Genomic DNA, 14,928 nt, shown 5'->3' on the forward strand with positions numbered 1-14,928 from the left:
TGCTGATTCCCATTGTTCTGTTGACGCAGGTCAAGGCGTCGCCCGGCGACATGCAGTAGAATGACGCATTCCCAACGAGAGGAGGCCATCATGGTCGAGAAAGCGTCCCTGCCGGGTCTGTCGGGCGGGTTCTGGCCGTCTTTCTACGAGCCCTTCCGCCAGTTCGGCGCCAAGATTGCCGAATGGGTCGCGCCCGCGTCCGAAGCCTCGTCCGACGACAAGCTCTACCGGATCTCGCTGGAGCTGCCCGGGGTCGAGGAGAAGGATATCGAGGTCACCATCGATGACGGCGTGGTCAGCGTGAGGGGTGAGAAACGCACGACCCGCGAGGAGAAAGGTGAAACCTGGTATTTCAGCGAACGCCAGTTCGGCAGCTTTTCCCGCTCATTCCGCCTGCCGCCCGATGCGGACGGCGGCCATCTGTCGGCGGCGCTGAAGGATGGGGTTCTGACGCTGACGGTGCCGCGCGCAGCCCCCGAGGCAACGAAGGTCCGCAAGGTGCCGATCGGCAAGGCCTGAGGTCAGCGCCCGATCAGCTGGCGCAGCGTCGCGAAGGCCCGGTCGGGGTCCTGCCCGATCCACAGGCCTGCGCCGATCACAAGCGCCAGAAGAACAACCGCAGCGGCGATCTTGACGCCCGACCAGGGCCTGTCGCCGCTGACCTTGCCGGTCTGGCCGTTCACGACAAAGCCGAAACTTCTGCCGCGAAACCGGTAGGCAGCGGTCCAGGCCGGCAAGAGAATATGTTTGAAGGTCACACCGGAAAGCTCTGTATTCACGTCGTTTATCTGCTGGCGGTCGCCGCCGATGTCGAAGCGGATATCACGCTCGATCGTGCGGTCCATGACCGCACGCGCCGCATCCATACCGTCGTCGAGCGTCACCGAATAGGTTTCCGACCGGAAGCCCGCCAGATATTCCGGTTGGTAGGGTTCCAGCCGCGTGAGGTCCCAGGGCGCGAGCGCCTCGCCGTGGCTCGCGGGGAGCGACCGCGAGGCGGCCACCAGAACATCGTCGAAATCGCGCGCGACCCGGCCTGAAACCGCAGTCCAGCGGATGTGCTGTTCGCGTCGCATCTCGGTCCGCATCCGCCCGGCCTGATCGCGAACCGTCACCGGGCGCTCGGTGTAATAGATCGTGCCGCGCCGACCGCTATAGTCCGACCGGGTGCGCGCGTCGAAGGTCCAGAAGGGTAGGTAAATGCCTTCCAGACGACGGCCCTTGCGGGCATAGTCGACAAGGCCGGAAGGCGCGAACCACAGGGAGCCGAGCCAACGGCTCATCGCCTGATGCGCCTCGTTTTCCGTGACAAGGAAAGGCGCAACCCCTTTCGGCCTGATCTGCCGTGTGGTGCCAGGATCGGCGACGACCGGCGTGGCGCAGAATGGGCAATCCATCGCGTGAAGGCCCGGATCGAAGGTAATTTCGGCGCCGCAATTGGGGCAGTGCGACAGGCGCTTTTCCTCGGTCTCGGCGGCGGGCAGTTCCGCCTCGATCCCGCGCCGGAAGGCGGTCTCGGAGATTGCGCCGCGTGCGGGGCTGGGCGAGGCGAGCGGTTCGGTATGACCGCAATGGTCGCAGATGAGCCGCCCCTCGCCGGGCTGGAAGCGCAAGTCCGCGCCGCAGCTCGGGCAGGGAAAGCGGCGGTCTGCTTTCGGCACGCCGCCCAGATCGCGACCGTCCATCCTTACTTCTCGGGTTCAGGCAGCACCGTGGGCGCAGAGGGCAGGGGCGGTGGCTGGACGGTGAAGAGCCGCGCGAGGTCGGGGATGTCGCCCGCCGGTTTCCAGCCGTCCTGTCCGGGGGTCCAGACCAGACTTTCGCGGCTGAACCGGCCCTCGGACACCAGCCGCGCCAGATGGGCACGGCCATAGGGGCCGGTGGCCTGCCCGCCTTCGGCCAGATGCCAGACAATTTCTGCCGCTGCTGGCGGCGGCGGAGCCGCCTGAGCGGGCGCGGCCCCCCATGGCCCGATCTGCGCGCCCATGTTCATCCCCATGCCTGCACCCATGCCAGCGCCGATCGCAGCCCCCATGGCGCCGCCCGCAGCGCCGCCGGGCTGGCCGAGCGCCTCTGCGGCGGAATACTGGGTGAAACGATTGAGATCGCCGACGATCCCCATCGAGGTGCGCTTGTCAAGCACCGCCTCGACCGCCTCGGGCAGCGAGATATTCTCGATATAGAACTCAGGGATTTCAAGGCCATAGACTGCAACGGCAGGCGCTATGCCCTTGGCCACCAACTTGCCCAGTATCTCGGTATTGGCGGCCATGTCGAGAAGCGGAATGCCGGAACTGGCGATCATCCGCGAGAAGTCCTGCACGATGATATTGCGGATCTGAAAACTGATCTCGTCGGCAGTGAACTCGCCGTCGGTGCCGACGATCTCCTTCACGAAGAGGCCCGGATCGGCGACCTTCATCACATAGGTCCCAAAGGCGCGAATACGGGTCGGGCCAAACTCCGGGTCGCGGACGATGATCGGGTTCTTGGTTCCCCATTTCTGATCGGTGAAGCGGGTGGTGTTGACGAAATAGATTTCCGACTTGAAGGGCGAGGAAAAGCCGTGGTCCCAGTGCTGCAGCGTCGTCAGGATCGGCAGATTGTTGGTCTCGAGTTGATAGAGCCCGGGGCGGAAGACATCGGCGATCTGACCTTCATGGACGAAAACCGCCGCCTGACCTTCGCGCACGGTAAGCTTCGCGCCGTACTTGATCGCGTGGTCATAGCGTTCGAACCGCCAGACCATCGTGTCGCGCGTATCGTCGGTCCAGTGGATGACGTCGATGAATTCGCCGGTGAGAAAATCCAAGATACCCATGTCACTCTCCCTGGAAGGTAGGACCTAACTGTCGCCGGGAACAAGCTCGGCTGCAATGGTGTCGATGATCGGTCGCGCCTCCGCGAGGGCCATGCCCGGCCTTAGGCGCGGATCGTAGAGGAGCCGGATCATCAATTCGTCCTGTCGCGTCAGTGTCCCGAATTCCTGATTGTCATTGAAGATCGACGGCCGTGCGCGCGAGCTGTCGTTCACAAGCCCGAGCGCCTGGGCGATCTCCTCCTCGATGCAGGCCTGCCGCATCAGGTCGGGCAACTCGCCGCGGATCACCGCAAGCGCGCGGTCATAGCGCCCGCTGCCGCCGGCAGTATAGCTGAAGGCGGTGCAGTAGGTGGCGGGCGCCATGGCGACGACCGACCGGATCGCCGCCTCGGACGTATCCGGCCGGAAGGCGCGGATACGGGCATCGAGCGAACGGCGCTCGGCCGGATTTTCGATCAGGACGAGGAAATTCGGCCGGTCGGCGACCAGCCGGATCGGCAGGCCGCTCAGCCGTGAAAGCCGCGCGATATAGCTCTGGATCACCGAGCGGTCGGCACGGCGCTGGTCGAGCGGCACCGAGGCGCCGAATTCCACCGCCAGCCGGATCGGCTGCGCCCAGCGGTGCAGCCGGTTCTCGCGGTTGCTGGCGACCAGCCTGCCGCCGATTTCGGAAAACTCGTCATGGAAGGCGATGGCCGCGACATTGCGGGCGAGGTCGGCCGCAGTGAAGGGCGTGTCCGGCCCGCCGCCATCGTTGCGAAGCTGGCCCCTGGACAGATAACCCGCCTCGATCCGACCGTAATAGGCGGCGGCGATTCGCGTCTCATCATCGAGCGGGGTCACCGTGGGATCGGGCGGCGGGTTATCGGCGAGGCCTGGCGGCTGGGGCGCCATGCCCGGTTCCGGCAGGTCGCATCCGCCAAGCGCAAGTGCTGTGCAAAAGGCGGCGATGAGCCCGCGAACGGTTCCTGACCCGCGCCCTGTCACCTGATACCCCACTCCAAGCGCCCGCCTTATTCTGCGGCCGCACTTTGCCACGGCGGATGGCCAAGGCCAAGCCGTTCAGCGGGATGACCTCTGGCGTTTAGCCTTTCCGGGGCTTGTCGCCGCCGGGTTTCGGTCTGGGGCCGCGCGCGGGCCGGTCGGCGCCGCCACCGGCCTTGAAGCCGCTGCCGCCCTTGCCAGCTGCCTTGGGCTTGCTGCCGGCGGCGAAGCCACCGCCTTCGCGCCGGGGACGGTCACCAGCTTTGTCGCTGGCCTTTGCACCAAACTTTCCACGGGGCGCATCGCGGTCTCCGAAGGACCGCCCCGCGCCGCCGCGCCCGCCAGAACCGCCACCAGCACGGTCGCCGAACTTGCCTTCGCGCTTCGGTCCGCGCGACGGGCGCTCCTCAGCGGCGCCGTCACGCGCAGGGCCTTTTCCGCCGCTGCGGTTCGGGCCACCAAAAGACTTGCGCTCGCCCGCTCCCTTGTAGCCGTCACGCCCGCCGGGCTTGCCGTCACGATCCTCACGACGGCCGCCGAAGCTGCGGGCAGGCCTGTCGCCATCCCGCCCCTCGGTCTTGCGCGGCGGACGGTCGCCCTGCGGGCCGCTGCGGCGTTCACCGCCACCGTAACCCCGATCCGCACCCCGATCCGCACCCGGCCTTGCGCCGGGTCCCGAGCCGTGGCGCGGCTTGCGCGGCCGTTCCGCACGCTCGCCCTGATCTCCATCAGACGCCGCCTGTCTGGGGCCACGTGGCGCGAACCCTTCGGACGGGCGACCGAAGGATTTGCGTGGTCCACCTTCACCCGGCGCACCGCCCGGCCTGCGGTCGCCCGCACCGCGCGCGGTGCCGAATTCCCGGCGTTCGGGCTTGTCCCGGCCACGCTCACCGCGGTCATCGCGCCGCTCTGGTCCGCGGCCACCCGGCCGCTCGCTTCGCTCGCGCGGGCCCGTGCCCGGCTTGCGGGCGGGGCGCTCGCCGCGTCCGCGTCCGGCCTCTTCATCCTCTGCCCGCGTGGGCTTCTCGCCCAGCTGATCGCGCAAAACGCGCGCCTTCACCTCAATCACTTCGCCCGGCTTCATCTCGTTCAGGCGGAAGGGGCCGTAGCTCACGCGGATCAGCCGGTTCACGGTCAGGCCCACCTCGGCCATCGCCCGGCGGATCTCGCGGTTCTTGCCCTCGCGCAGGCCGACTGTCAGCCAGGCATTGGCGCCTTGCTGGCGGTCGAGGTGGATTTCCATCGGCTGGAATTCCTCGCCGTCAATCGTAATCCCGCGCTTCAGCGGATCGAAAGTGGCCTCGTTCGGCCGCCCGTTCACCCGCACCCGGTATTTCCTGAGCCAGCCGGTCGACGGCAGTTCCAGCTTCCGCTTCAGATCGCCGTCGTTGGTCAGAAGCAGCAGCCCCTCGGAATTCAGATCGAGCCGCCCCACCGACATCACCCGCGGCATGCCGTCTGGCAGGCTTTCGAACACGGTCTGGCGGCCCTTTTCGTCTTTCTCCGACGTCACGAGCCCAAGCGGTTTGTAATACAGCCAGACACGTGCGGGCTGCGGCGCGTCAATCGGCTTGCCGTCGAGTGTCACTCGGTCGCCGGGCAGAACATCGAGCGCGGGGGAAGTGACTTTCTTGCCATTGACCGACACCCGACCCTCGACGATCAGCCGTTCGGCATCGCGGCGCGAGGCGACGCCTGCGCGGGCCATGACTTTGGCGATCCGTTCGCCGGTTTCGGGTCTATCGGTCATGGCCTACTCTATCGTTCGGGGGGCAACGAGGAAAGCGCCCCCATACAGGGCTTTTCGCTGCGCGTGAAGGCTTGATCGGCGGGCCTGATCGCGCGGGCCTTGATTGCGCGGGCCGCGCGGGGCATCAGGGGGCATGAGCGATTTTCGCAGTCAGATGGAGGCGGCGCTGGCCGAGGCGCGGGCGGCGGCCGGGCGCGGCGAGGTGCCGGTAGGCGCGGTCGTCGTGGCGCCGGACGGGCGCGTCGTGGCGGTCGCGGGCAACCGCACGCGCGAGCTGAATGATCCAACGGCGCATGCCGAGATACTGGCACTGCGTGCCGCCTGCGCGGCCATGGGCAGCGAGCGGCTGGAGGGGCACGACCTTTACGTCACGCTCGAACCCTGTCCGATGTGCGCGGCGGCGATCTCCTTCGCGCGGATACGCAGGCTATACTATGGTGCGTCCGATCCCAAGTCGGGCGGCGTCGCGCAGGGCGCGCGCATCTTCGACCATCCTCAGTGCCACCACCGACCGGAAGTCTACGACGGGATCGCCGGGGATGAGGCGGGCAAACTGTTGACGGACTTCTTTTCCGGGCGCCGTTGAAAGGGCTGTCACCGCAGGATTGTGGCAGCTCAGGCACATACAATCGCCCACCTTCGGAAGGTACAATCCAGCGCTTTGTAGTGCCGCGAATCCGTGTATTGTGCGCCTCAGGTCGCAGCTCAAAGAGAAGGAGGCGCGAGATGAATGTATTTCTGATCCATACGCGCCTTTGGGAGCGGACCGGAGCCTATTGCGCTTATGGGGTGACCCTCAGCGCCGCACAGGGCTCGCGCCGCGGCTAAGGCGCCAGAGACGGCACCGGACCTGATCCGGCCGTCATCTTTACCAACCAACCCCTAACGCCCTCGGCCCGGCAGCTTCGCGTCTTCGCACGCCCGCTTTCCGGTCCGCCCATTGACCCTACCGAGAGGACCAGTGCCAGACCGGCCTGGATACATCCATGAACGCACAATTCATTGCCCCGAACGAACGTCCGCCCTTCGCGGTCATCGACGGTCTCATCGCCGAATATGGCATCTGGCGCACGCTGCGCGCCGTCGTCGGCGCCATCCTGGCCCGCGACCGCAGGGTGGCGCGCCGGATGAACTACGAGCTGAACGCGCATCTGCAGCGTGACATCGGGCTCGTGCCAGAGGTGCATGCCCCGAAATACTGGGAACTGCGCCTGTGATTGGCCTGAGAGCCCGTGCGCCGCCTGTCCGTCTGCGAACCCGTGCAGCGTACAGGCGGCGCACAGCCTGCTCGGTCAGTCTTCTGCGCCGAAGGGGATTGGTTTCAGTACTTCGGGTTCTATCACCGACACGCCAGGCAGGCCCGCGACCAGCTCCTCCGCCGACTGCGCGAGAAGCGGGAAGGTGCGGTAATGGCAGGGGATCACGGTGCGGAAGTTGAAATACTTCCGCGCCGCCCAGGCCGCGCGCTTCATGTCCATCGTATAATGGCCGCCGCAGGCGAGAATGCCGATATCGGGTGCGTGATATTCGCCCATCCAGCCCATGTCGGCCATGATGTCGGTATCGCCTGACACATAGATCACATGGCCTTCGCCCGCGATCATGAAGCCGGTCTCTGATCCGGCGGGCACCGGATCGCCGCCCTTGAAATCGACCGACGAGGAGTGGCTGGCGTTGACCATCGTCACCTTCGCGCCGCCAAGGTCGATCGTGCCGCCCTTGCCGAAGCCGATCGACTGTGCCCCCTGCCTTTCGTACCATTCCGACAGTTCGTGGACGCAGGCCACCGCGATCCCGCGCTCCTTGGCGATCCGAAGTGTGTTTGCGGCATGATCGCCATGGCCGTGCGTGACAAGAATATGGGTCGCGCCCGCTACCGCCTCGGCTTGCCGCGCCTCGGGAAACATCGGATTGCCGGTGAGCCATGGATCGATCAGCAGGACCGCTTCCTCGATCTCGATCCGGAAGCCGGAATGGCCAAGCCAGATGATGTTCATCGCTCTCTCCCTGATGTCTGATCGCCCGGGGACTCCGCTGCGCGAAAATTTTCCGCCGGGCCCGTGAACTTTTGCGACTGCCCTGCCCACATGAAGGACAAAGGAGCAAGAATGACCGAGGCAGGCAAGGAAAGATTGCGCGACGCGCTGGACCTCGCCGCCTGGCGTGGCGGCGACGTGGCGGCCTTCGGCGATCTGGTGCGCCGCCGTTCGCCACGGCTTTACGCCCATGCCCGGCGTCTGTCCGACGATGCCGAGTCCGCGCGCGACACCCTGCAGGAGGCATGGGCGGAGATTTGGCGCGGGCTGCCCGGCCTGAGGGACGATCTCGCCTTCCTCCCCTGGGCCTATGCGATCACCACCCGTGCCGCCGCCCGCGCGGTCCGGCGACGTCAGGCGGGCAGGGCGCTTTCTGCCGATCTTGCGGTGCTTGCGCCGCGCACGGCTGCGCCGGATCAGGCCGAGGCCGCCCATGTCAGCGGCGTCCTCATCTGCCTGCCGGCGCCCGACCGAGCGCTTCTGGCGCTTGCGGTGCTCGACGGGCTGTCGCTGGGCGAGCTTGCCCAGGCGCTTCACATACCGGTCGGGACGGTGAAGTCCCGTCTGCATGCCGCGCGGGCCCGCCTGCGCGCCCTTCTGGACGGAGAGAAAGATGACCAAGGATCATGACCGCGCAGTTGAGGCCCGGATGGCCGAACTTCTGGGCGACGAGGACCGGGCCCTCATGGCCGAATTCGAAGAAAGACCCTTCGTCGCCGAGGCGTTGGGCCTGTTCAAGGGGCGCAACGGCTGGGTCGCCGCCGTCACCATGGTGTCCCAGATCGCGATGTTTCTCGCGGCCGTCTGGTGCGGCTGGCATTTCTATCGCGAAACCGACCTGCTTCTCGCGCTGAAATGGGGGCTTTCGGGCGCCACGCTCCTGATCCTCGCGACCGTGGTGAAGATGGCGCTTCTGCCGATGATGCAGGCCAACCGCATTCTGCGCGCCCTGCGTGCGCTTGAAGGCCTTGCCCGGCGCTGATCGCCTTCCACCGCTTGCAGCTTCGGGCGGGTGCGGCTAAACCCGCGCCCAGTCGAAAGCCTTTAAGGAACGGACGGAGTTTGCCCCCATGTCGATCGACAAGGACACGGCGCGGAAAGTGGCGCATCTGGCGCGCATCGCGGTCAAGGACGAGGACCTGCCCGCGCTCGCCGGTGAGCTTTCGGCGGTTCTGGCCTTCATGGAACAGCTGAACGAGGTGGATGTCGAGGGTGTGGAGCCGATGACTTCGGTCACGCCAATGCGGCTGAAGCGCCGGGTCGATCAGGTCACCGATGGGGGTATCCAGGCGCAGGTGCTGAAGAACGCCCCCGACGCCCGCGAAGGTTTCTTCGCAGTGCCGAAAGTGGTCGAGTGAGGGGCGGGAAGATGAGCGAGCTGAACAACCTGACCATCGCCGAGGCGCGCGACGCGCTCCGCAAGGGCGAAACCAGCGCCACAGACCTGACCATGGCCTGCCTGACCGCGATCGATGCGGCCGACGGGCTGAATGCCTTCGTCCACAAGACACCGACGCTGGCGCTTGAACAGGCGCGGGCAGCGGACGCGCGGCTGAAGGCAGGGGATGCGCCTGCCATGTGCGGCATTCCGCTGGGGATCAAGGATCTTTTCTGCACCAAGGGCGTGCCGTCGCAGGCAGCCTCGAACATCCTTTCAGGCTTCAAGCCCGAATATGAATCGACCGTCACCTCGAAGCTGTTCGACGCGGGCGCGGTGATGCTCGGCAAGCTGAACATGGACGAATTCGCCATGGGCTCGTCGAACGAGACCTCCTGCTACGGCAATGCGGTCAACCCCTGGCGCCGTCAGGGATCGAATGTGGCGCTGACGCCCGGCGGCTCGTCAGGCGGGTCGGCCTCGGCCGTTGCCGCAGACCTCTGCCTAGCCGCGACCGGCACCGATACCGGCGGCTCGATCCGTCAGCCCGCGGCCTTCACCGGCATCACCGGCATCAAGCCTACCTATGGTCGCGTCTCGCGCTGGGGCATCGTCGCCTTCGCCTCCTCGCTCGATCAGGCCGGGCCGATGACCAAGACGGTGCGCGACGCGGCGATCATGCTTCAGGCGATGGCCGGGCATGATCCGAAGGATTCGACCTCGGCCGATCTCGCCGTGCCGGATTTTGAGGCGGCGCTCACCGGCGACATTCGCGGCAGACGGATCGGCATTCCGCGCGAATACCGCATGGACGGCATGCCGGACGAGATCGAGGCCCTGTGGAAGCGCGGCACCGAGATGATGCGCGATGCAGGCGCCGAGATCGTCGATATTTCGCTGCCGCACACGAAATACGCGCTGCCCGCCTATTACGTGGTGGCGCCCGCCGAAGCCTCCTCGAACCTCGCGCGCTATGATGGGGTGCGCTATGGCCACCGCGCAAAGCTCGCCCAAGGCGACGGCATCACCGAGATGTACGAAAAGACCCGCGCCGAGGGGTTTGGCCACGAGGTACAGCGCCGGGTGATGATCGGCACCTATGTGCTGTCGGCTGGTTTCTACGACGCCTATTACAACCGCGCCCGCAAGGTGCGCGCCCTGATCAAGCGCGATTTCGAGACCGTCTTTGCCGAAGGAATCGACGCGATCCTGACGCCTGCCACCCCGTCCGCCGCTTTCGGTCTGGGCGAGATGGCCGATGCCGATCCGATCGCCATGTACCTGAACGACGTCTTCACCGTGACGGTGAACCTCGCGGGCCTTCCCGGCGTCGCCGTGCCTGCCGGTCTTGACGCGCAGGGCCTGCCCTTGGGCCTTCAGCTGATCGGACGGCCGTGGGAAGAAGGCGATCTTCTGAATCACGCCTATGTGCTGGAGCGGGCCGCGGGCTTTGTTTCCAAGCCCGGCAAATGGTGGTAAGTGGCGCTTCAAGCGTGACTTTCGAAGGTTTTGCGATGTCTCTTCGCCTTTCTCTGCCGGTTCTCGGTTCGGTAGCACTTCTTGGCGCCTGCGTGGCGCCTGAACATCTTCAGCCCCAGCAGACCACCGGCTTCGGTGCCGGGGCCACCGGCTATGGCGCCTATGTGCCCGCACCGACGGCGCAGCCGGCAGGCACCTATGCCCCGGCAACCGTCGTGCCGCCCTCGGGCGCGGCCAATGGCGCGATCCCGTCATCCGAGATCAATCAGGCCCTGTTCGGCACTCAGGCTGCTCAAGGTTACGCGCCGGTCACGACCTACCCGGCGGCGACGGCTCCGGCCGCTCAGCCCGTCGTGACTGTGGATCCGAACGCCACCGCCTCGGCGGGTCTCTCTGACGAGCAGGATTTCAGTGCGGTTTCCTCGCGCGAGACGATCGAAAGCGACAAGGCGCGGATCGAGGCCAACAAGGCGCAATACGTCCAGATTCAGCCCGGCGCCCTGCCGGAGCGTCCGGGCGAGGCGACATCGGCCGTCGTGGCCTATGTGCTGTCGGCGCCGAACAGCCTTGGCCAGCCGATGTATGACCGCCGCTCGGTGAAGGCAGACGACCATCAGCGCGCCTGCCAGAACTACACCAGCGACGAATCCGCCCAGGAGGCTTTCCTTAAGGCGGGCGGTCCAAAGCGTGATCCCAAGAAGCTCGACCCCGACGGCGACGGCTATGCCTGCGGCTTCGACCCGACGCCCTACCGCAGCGCCGGAAACTGAGCGGGCGCGCCGGTGAGTGCCACGCCGCTGCCCTCCCCGAATTTCGGCGACCGGCGGGGCGGCGTGCGGCCCGATCTGGTTGTGATCCATTACACGGCCATGCCTTCGGCGACCGAGGCGCGGGCGCGGCTGTGCGATCCGGCGGCGGAAGTGTCAGCGCATTGGCTGATCGCCGAGGATGGCACCACCGAGCAGCTCGTCGATGAAAGCTGCCGGGCCTGGCATGCCGGGGCAGGGGCCTGGGGCGGGGTGAGCGACGTCAACTCCCGATCTGTCGGCATCGAACTGGCAAATCCCGGTGATGCGCCTTTCCCCGAGCCGCAGATGGCGGCGCTGGAGAGGTTGCTCGCAGCGATCCTTGACCGCTGGTCGATTCCGCCCGAACGGGTGATAGGCCATTCCGACATGGCGCCGGGACGCAAGCGCGATCCGGGGCCGCGCTTCGACTGGCGGCGGCTTGCCCTTCAGGGCCTGTCGGTCTGGCCGGGCGTCTCCGGCGCGGATGGCTCAGCCGGGCCGCTGCGCGGCGCGCTTGCCGCCTTCGGCTATCCCGACGTGGGTGATGATGTCTTGCTTGCCGCCTTCCGGCTGCGGTTCCGGCCCTGTGTCAGCGGCGCGGAGGATGCGACCGACCGGGCGCTGGCCGCCGACCTCGCCCGCCGCTTTCCCGTTGACGGCGGCACTCTGAGCGCCTAACTCCCATCCCGCGCGGAGGGCCGGGTGATCGCGGGTCGCAAGACACGAGGAAAGTCCGGACTCCCTGAAGCAACGGTGCCGGGTAACGCCCGGCGGGGGCAACCCTAGGGAAAGCGCCACAGAGAAGAGACCGCCCCTGACCTCGGTCAGGGGTAAGGGTGAAACGGTGGGGTAAGAGCCCACCGCGGGACTGGCAACAGGACCGGCAAGGCAAGCCCCACCGGGAGCAATGCCGAATAGGGGTCTCGCGCGGGCCTTGGTCCACTGGCAACAGCGGATACCGCCGCAGGGCAGCTTCGGCCCGAGAGACCCGGGTTGGCAGCTTGATCCCGCCGGTAACGGCGGGGCGAGAGGAATGATCGCCCACGGGGTTTCGGCCCCTGGACAGAATCCGGCTTACAGGCCCTCCGCGCATATCTCACTCCGGTCGTCGGCAACCGCCCCGGCTTGACCGCCGCCGGGCGCCCGGATAGCTGACGCCCATGGCACGCGCACCCCTTCTTCAGCTCTCCTCGATCTCGCTCACCTTCGGCGGCAATCCGGTCTTTGACGGGGTCGACCTGACCGTCCAGCCCGGCGACCGGCTGGCGCTTGTCGGCCGCAATGGTTCTGGCAAGTCGACGCTGATGAAGATCATGGCGGGGCTCGTCGAGCCCGACAGCGGCGCGCGCAGCGTGCCGCCGGGCGTCAGCGTCGGCTATATGGAGCAGGAGCCGGATTTCAGTGCCTTCGACACGCTCGGCGCCTTCGCGGCCTCGGGCCTGCCCGATGGCGAGGCCTATCGGGTTTCGGTCGTGGCCGAAGGGCTGAAATTCGATCCCGCAACCCCGGTCGCCGCTGCCTCGGGCGGCGAGAAGCGCCGCGCGGCACTCGCGAAGCTTCTGGCCGAGGCGCCGGAGCTGATGCTGCTGGACGAGCCTACCAACCATCTCGATATCGAGGCCATCGGCTGGCTCGAACGCGAACTGATCGAGACCCGCGCCGCCTTCGTCGTCATCTCGCACGACCGCGCCTTCCTGCGCGCCCTGACGCGCGGTACGCTCTGGATCGACCGGGGAGAATTGCGCCGCAGCGACCGCGGGTTCGAGGCCTTCGAGGACTGGCGCGAGACGATCTGGGCCGAGGAAGACCTCGCCCGCCACAAGCTGGAACGCAAGATCAAGGCCGAGGCGAAATGGGCGGTCGAGGGCATCTCTGCCCGCCGCAAGCGCAACATGGGCCGGGTCCGCGCCCTGCAGGCGATGCGGGCCGAACGTGCCGCAATGATCCGGCGGCAGGGCACGGCGGACATGGCGCTGGAGGCGGGCCAAACATCTGGGCGGCTGGTTGTGGAAGCGAAAGGCATTTCAAAGGCTTTCGGCGAAAAGCTCATCCTCCGGCCCTTTGATCTGACCGTGCTGAGGGGCGACCGCGTGGCCTTCGTCGGTCCGAACGGCGTGGGCAAGACCACGCTTCTGAAGATGCTGACCGGAGAGGTCGCGCCCGACAGCGGCAGCCTGCGCCTCGGCACCAACCTTGAAATCGCGGTCTTCGATCAGACGCGCTCCGCGCTCGATTTCTCGATGACGCTTTGGGACGGGCTGGTGAATGACCCGGACATGGCGGTTTCCGGCCGGTCCGATCAGGTGATGGTGCGGGGCGAGCCGAAACATGTGGTGGCTTATCTCAAGGATTTCCTCTTCGACGAGGCACAGGCCCGGGCACCCATCGGCTCGCTTTCCGGTGGCGAAAGGGCGCGGCTGCTGCTCGCCCGCATCATGGCGCGGCCGTCGAACTTGCTGATCCTCGACGAACCGACCAACGATCTGGACGTCGAGACGCTCGACCTGCTTCAGGACATTCTCGGCGAATATGACGGAACCGTGCTTCTGGTCAGCCACGACCGGGATTTCATCGACCGGGTGGCGACGACGACCGTGGCGATGGAGGGCGACGGGCGCGCAACGCTCTATGCCGGTGGGTGGAGCGATTACCAGTCCCAGCGCGGCCCCCAGCCCGACAAACAGCGCGCGCCTGCGCCGAAACCGGTGAATATGCCGGTGCAAAAGGATGGGCGCGAGGTGAAGAAGCCCGCGCAAGGCCTTACATTCACGGAAAAACACCGGCTCGATACCCTGCCATCTCTGATCGAGAAGCTGGAGGCAGAGATTGGCAAACTATCGGATTTCCTGTCCGATCCCGACCTCTTTGCCAAGGCACCGGACAAATTCCGCAAGGCCTCTGAAGGCCTAGCGGAACGGCAGGCCGCGCTGAGCGCTGCCGAGGAAGAATGGCTGACGCTTGCCGAGCGCGCGGAGGGCTGAGCCCGGCAATAGCCAAGCCGCCCCTTTCGGGACGGCCCCGCCGCGCGGGATGACTAAGATTTCTGCTGAAATACGACCCGCGTGACGGTACGGCCCGGCGGGGCCGATACCGATAGGTGCGGTCACATCTTCGGCAGCAGCACCGTGTCGATCACATGGATGACGCCGTTCGACTGCATCACGTCGGCGATGGTCACGGTGGCCCAGTTGCCCTGCTCGTCGCCGATCATCACCTTGCCGCCCTCGGACTTGGCCCAGAGTTTGCAGCCGCCGACGGTATCGATCTCGTGCTTGCCGCCGTCCTGCTGGATCATCGCCTTGACCATTTCGGCATTGGCCTTGGCGGCCACCACATGGCAGGTGAGAATCTTGGTCAGCATCTCCTTGTTTTCGGGCTTCAGAAGGGTGTCGACCGTGCCTTCGGGCAGTTTCGCGAACGCGTCATTGGTGGGCGCGAAGACGGTGAACGGGCCTTCACCCGCCAGCGTGTCGACAAGGCCGGCAGCCTTCACCGCGGCGACGAGCGTGGTGTGATCGGCCGAGTTTACCGCATTCTCGACGATATTCTTGCTCTCGTACATCGCGGCGCCGCCGACCATCGGATTTTCGGCGAAAGCGGGCAGGGCGGTGCCGAGCGCGAGGGCGGCGATGGCGATACGGAAGGTGGTTTTCATCTGTCTCTCCTGTCGTGACCGAAGGGACCATCCCCTC

The 14,928-nt window shown here is 66.5% G+C and carries 16 protein-coding genes and 1 other RNA gene; 11 read left to right on the forward strand and 6 right to left on the reverse strand.

Annotated elements, in window-relative coordinates; all coding sequences use genetic code 11:
* Window positions 1-90 precede the first annotated feature (90 nt).
* Entirely contained in the window at window positions 91-519 is a 429-nt protein-coding gene (locus OU426_RS01690; protein WP_267632115.1) for an Hsp20/alpha crystallin family protein, read from the forward strand.
* A gap of 2 nt (window positions 520-521) precedes the next feature.
* Here OU426_RS01690 and OU426_RS01695 read toward each other — a convergent pair whose 3' ends face one another.
* The 4 genes from OU426_RS01695 to OU426_RS01710 form a co-directional block, all read right to left on the reverse strand.
* Complete coding sequence (locus tag OU426_RS01695; protein ID WP_267632116.1) at window positions 522-1,685, reverse strand: TFIIB-type zinc finger domain-containing protein; 1,164 nt, start codon at window positions 1,683-1,685, stop codon at window positions 522-524.
* Between the two features lie 2 nt (window positions 1,686-1,687).
* Window positions 1,688-2,821, reverse strand: coding sequence for an SPFH domain-containing protein (locus OU426_RS01700; RefSeq protein WP_267632117.1), 1,134 nt, complete (start codon window positions 2,819-2,821; stop codon window positions 1,688-1,690).
* A 24-nt stretch (window positions 2,822-2,845) separates the two neighbouring features.
* Window positions 2,846-3,715, reverse strand: a complete 870-nt coding sequence (locus OU426_RS01705; RefSeq protein WP_267632118.1) for a DUF2927 domain-containing protein — start codon at window positions 3,713-3,715, stop codon at window positions 2,846-2,848.
* A 190-nt stretch (window positions 3,716-3,905) separates the two neighbouring features.
* The gene (locus OU426_RS01710; RefSeq protein ID WP_267632119.1) at window positions 3,906-5,555 is read right to left on the reverse strand and encodes a pseudouridine synthase; all 1,650 of its coding nucleotides are present in this window, start codon (window positions 5,553-5,555) and stop codon (window positions 3,906-3,908) included.
* Window positions 5,556-5,688: 133 nt separating this feature from the next.
* Here OU426_RS01710 and OU426_RS01715 point away from each other — a divergent pair, with 133 nt between their 5' ends.
* Together OU426_RS01715 and OU426_RS01720 are read left to right on the forward strand one after the other, a co-directional pair.
* Window positions 5,689-6,141 (forward strand): nucleoside deaminase, encoded by a 453-nt coding sequence (locus OU426_RS01715; protein ID WP_267632120.1) that lies wholly within the window; start codon window positions 5,689-5,691, stop codon window positions 6,139-6,141.
* A 400-nt stretch (window positions 6,142-6,541) separates the two neighbouring features.
* Entirely contained in the window at window positions 6,542-6,772 is a 231-nt protein-coding gene (locus OU426_RS01720; RefSeq protein ID WP_267632121.1) for a hypothetical protein, read from the forward strand.
* Window positions 6,773-6,847: 75 nt separating this feature from the next.
* On the opposite strand, the gene OU426_RS01725 is transcribed toward OU426_RS01720, so the two are convergent.
* Window positions 6,848-7,552: a metal-dependent hydrolase gene (locus OU426_RS01725; protein ID WP_267632122.1), complete on the reverse strand. Its 705-nt coding sequence runs from the start codon at window positions 7,550-7,552 to the stop codon at window positions 6,848-6,850.
* A 111-nt stretch (window positions 7,553-7,663) separates the two neighbouring features.
* On the opposite strand from OU426_RS01725, the gene OU426_RS01730 reads away from it, so the two are divergent.
* The 8 genes from OU426_RS01730 to OU426_RS01765 all read left to right on the forward strand — a co-directional run bounded on the left by OU426_RS01730 (window position 7,664) and on the right by OU426_RS01765 (window position 14,217).
* On the forward strand, window positions 7,664-8,221 hold the full coding sequence (locus OU426_RS01730) for an RNA polymerase sigma factor (RefSeq protein ID WP_267632123.1): 558 nt from the start codon (window positions 7,664-7,666) through the stop codon (window positions 8,219-8,221).
* Window positions 8,205-8,573 carry a DUF6768 family protein gene (locus tag OU426_RS01735; RefSeq protein ID WP_267632124.1) on the forward strand — a complete coding sequence of 123 codons (369 nt, stop codon included), beginning with the start codon at window positions 8,205-8,207 and terminating at the stop codon, window positions 8,571-8,573. Before OU426_RS01730 ends, OU426_RS01735 begins: the two co-directional genes overlap by 17 nt.
* A gap of 88 nt (window positions 8,574-8,661) precedes the next feature.
* Window positions 8,662-8,949 (forward strand): Asp-tRNA(Asn)/Glu-tRNA(Gln) amidotransferase subunit GatC, encoded by a 288-nt coding sequence (gene gatC / locus OU426_RS01740; protein WP_267632125.1) that lies wholly within the window; start codon window positions 8,662-8,664, stop codon window positions 8,947-8,949.
* A gap of 11 nt (window positions 8,950-8,960) precedes the next feature.
* Window positions 8,961-10,448 (forward strand): Asp-tRNA(Asn)/Glu-tRNA(Gln) amidotransferase subunit GatA, encoded by a 1,488-nt coding sequence (gene gatA / locus OU426_RS01745; RefSeq protein ID WP_267632126.1) that lies wholly within the window; start codon window positions 8,961-8,963, stop codon window positions 10,446-10,448.
* Window positions 10,449-10,483: 35 nt separating this feature from the next.
* The gene (locus OU426_RS01750) at window positions 10,484-11,218 is read left to right on the forward strand and encodes a hypothetical protein (protein ID WP_267632127.1); all 735 of its coding nucleotides are present in this window, start codon (window positions 10,484-10,486) and stop codon (window positions 11,216-11,218) included.
* A gap of 12 nt (window positions 11,219-11,230) precedes the next feature.
* Window positions 11,231-11,914: an N-acetylmuramoyl-L-alanine amidase gene (locus OU426_RS01755; RefSeq protein ID WP_267632128.1), complete on the forward strand. Its 684-nt coding sequence runs from the start codon at window positions 11,231-11,233 to the stop codon at window positions 11,912-11,914.
* 12 nt (window positions 11,915-11,926) lie between these two features.
* An RNA gene (gene rnpB, locus OU426_RS01760) (RNase P RNA component class A) lies at window positions 11,927-12,329 on the forward strand.
* Between the two features lie 67 nt (window positions 12,330-12,396).
* Window positions 12,397-14,217: an ABC-F family ATP-binding cassette domain-containing protein gene (locus tag OU426_RS01765; RefSeq protein ID WP_267632129.1), complete on the forward strand. Its 1,821-nt coding sequence runs from the start codon at window positions 12,397-12,399 to the stop codon at window positions 14,215-14,217.
* 122 nt (window positions 14,218-14,339) lie between these two features.
* Here the strand turns inward: OU426_RS01765 and OU426_RS01770 are convergent, their stop codons facing one another.
* Window positions 14,340-14,891, reverse strand: coding sequence for a fasciclin domain-containing protein (locus OU426_RS01770; RefSeq protein WP_267632130.1), 552 nt, complete (start codon window positions 14,889-14,891; stop codon window positions 14,340-14,342).
* Window positions 14,892-14,928 lie beyond the last annotated feature (37 nt).

Source organism: Frigidibacter sp. RF13, from assembly GCF_026626305.1.
Taxonomy (GTDB): Bacteria; Pseudomonadota; Alphaproteobacteria; order Rhodobacterales; family Rhodobacteraceae; genus TMP-24.

What these genes read in the sequence shown, in the direction of transcription:
- OU426_RS01690 (WP_267632115.1), top strand. Translation starts at nt 91, where the DNA reads ATGGTCGAGAAAGCGTCCCTGCCGGGTCTGTCGGGCGGGTTCTGGCCG.
- OU426_RS01695 (WP_267632116.1), bottom strand. Translation starts at nt 1,685, where the DNA reads ATGGACGGTCGCGATCTGGGCGGCGTGCCGAAAGCAGACCGCCGCTTT.
- OU426_RS01700 (WP_267632117.1), bottom strand. Translation starts at nt 2,821, where the DNA reads ATGGGTATCTTGGATTTTCTCACCGGCGAATTCATCGACGTCATCCAC.
- OU426_RS01705 (WP_267632118.1), bottom strand. Translation starts at nt 3,715, where the DNA reads ATGGCGCCCCAGCCGCCAGGCCTCGCCGATAACCCGCCGCCCGATCCC.
- OU426_RS01710 (WP_267632119.1), bottom strand. Translation starts at nt 5,555, where the DNA reads ATGACCGATAGACCCGAAACCGGCGAACGGATCGCCAAAGTCATGGCC.
- OU426_RS01715 (WP_267632120.1), top strand. Translation starts at nt 5,689, where the DNA reads ATGAGCGATTTTCGCAGTCAGATGGAGGCGGCGCTGGCCGAGGCGCGG.
- OU426_RS01720 (WP_267632121.1), top strand. Translation starts at nt 6,542, where the DNA reads ATGAACGCACAATTCATTGCCCCGAACGAACGTCCGCCCTTCGCGGTC.
- OU426_RS01725 (WP_267632122.1), bottom strand. Translation starts at nt 7,552, where the DNA reads ATGAACATCATCTGGCTTGGCCATTCCGGCTTCCGGATCGAGATCGAG.
- OU426_RS01730 (WP_267632123.1), top strand. Translation starts at nt 7,664, where the DNA reads ATGACCGAGGCAGGCAAGGAAAGATTGCGCGACGCGCTGGACCTCGCC.
- OU426_RS01735 (WP_267632124.1), top strand. Translation starts at nt 8,205, where the DNA reads ATGACCAAGGATCATGACCGCGCAGTTGAGGCCCGGATGGCCGAACTT.
- gatC (WP_267632125.1), top strand. Translation starts at nt 8,662, where the DNA reads ATGTCGATCGACAAGGACACGGCGCGGAAAGTGGCGCATCTGGCGCGC.
- gatA (WP_267632126.1), top strand. Translation starts at nt 8,961, where the DNA reads ATGAGCGAGCTGAACAACCTGACCATCGCCGAGGCGCGCGACGCGCTC.
- OU426_RS01750 (WP_267632127.1), top strand. Translation starts at nt 10,484, where the DNA reads ATGTCTCTTCGCCTTTCTCTGCCGGTTCTCGGTTCGGTAGCACTTCTT.
- OU426_RS01765 (WP_267632129.1), top strand. Translation starts at nt 12,397, where the DNA reads ATGGCACGCGCACCCCTTCTTCAGCTCTCCTCGATCTCGCTCACCTTC.
- OU426_RS01770 (WP_267632130.1), bottom strand. Translation starts at nt 14,891, where the DNA reads ATGAAAACCACCTTCCGTATCGCCATCGCCGCCCTCGCGCTCGGCACC.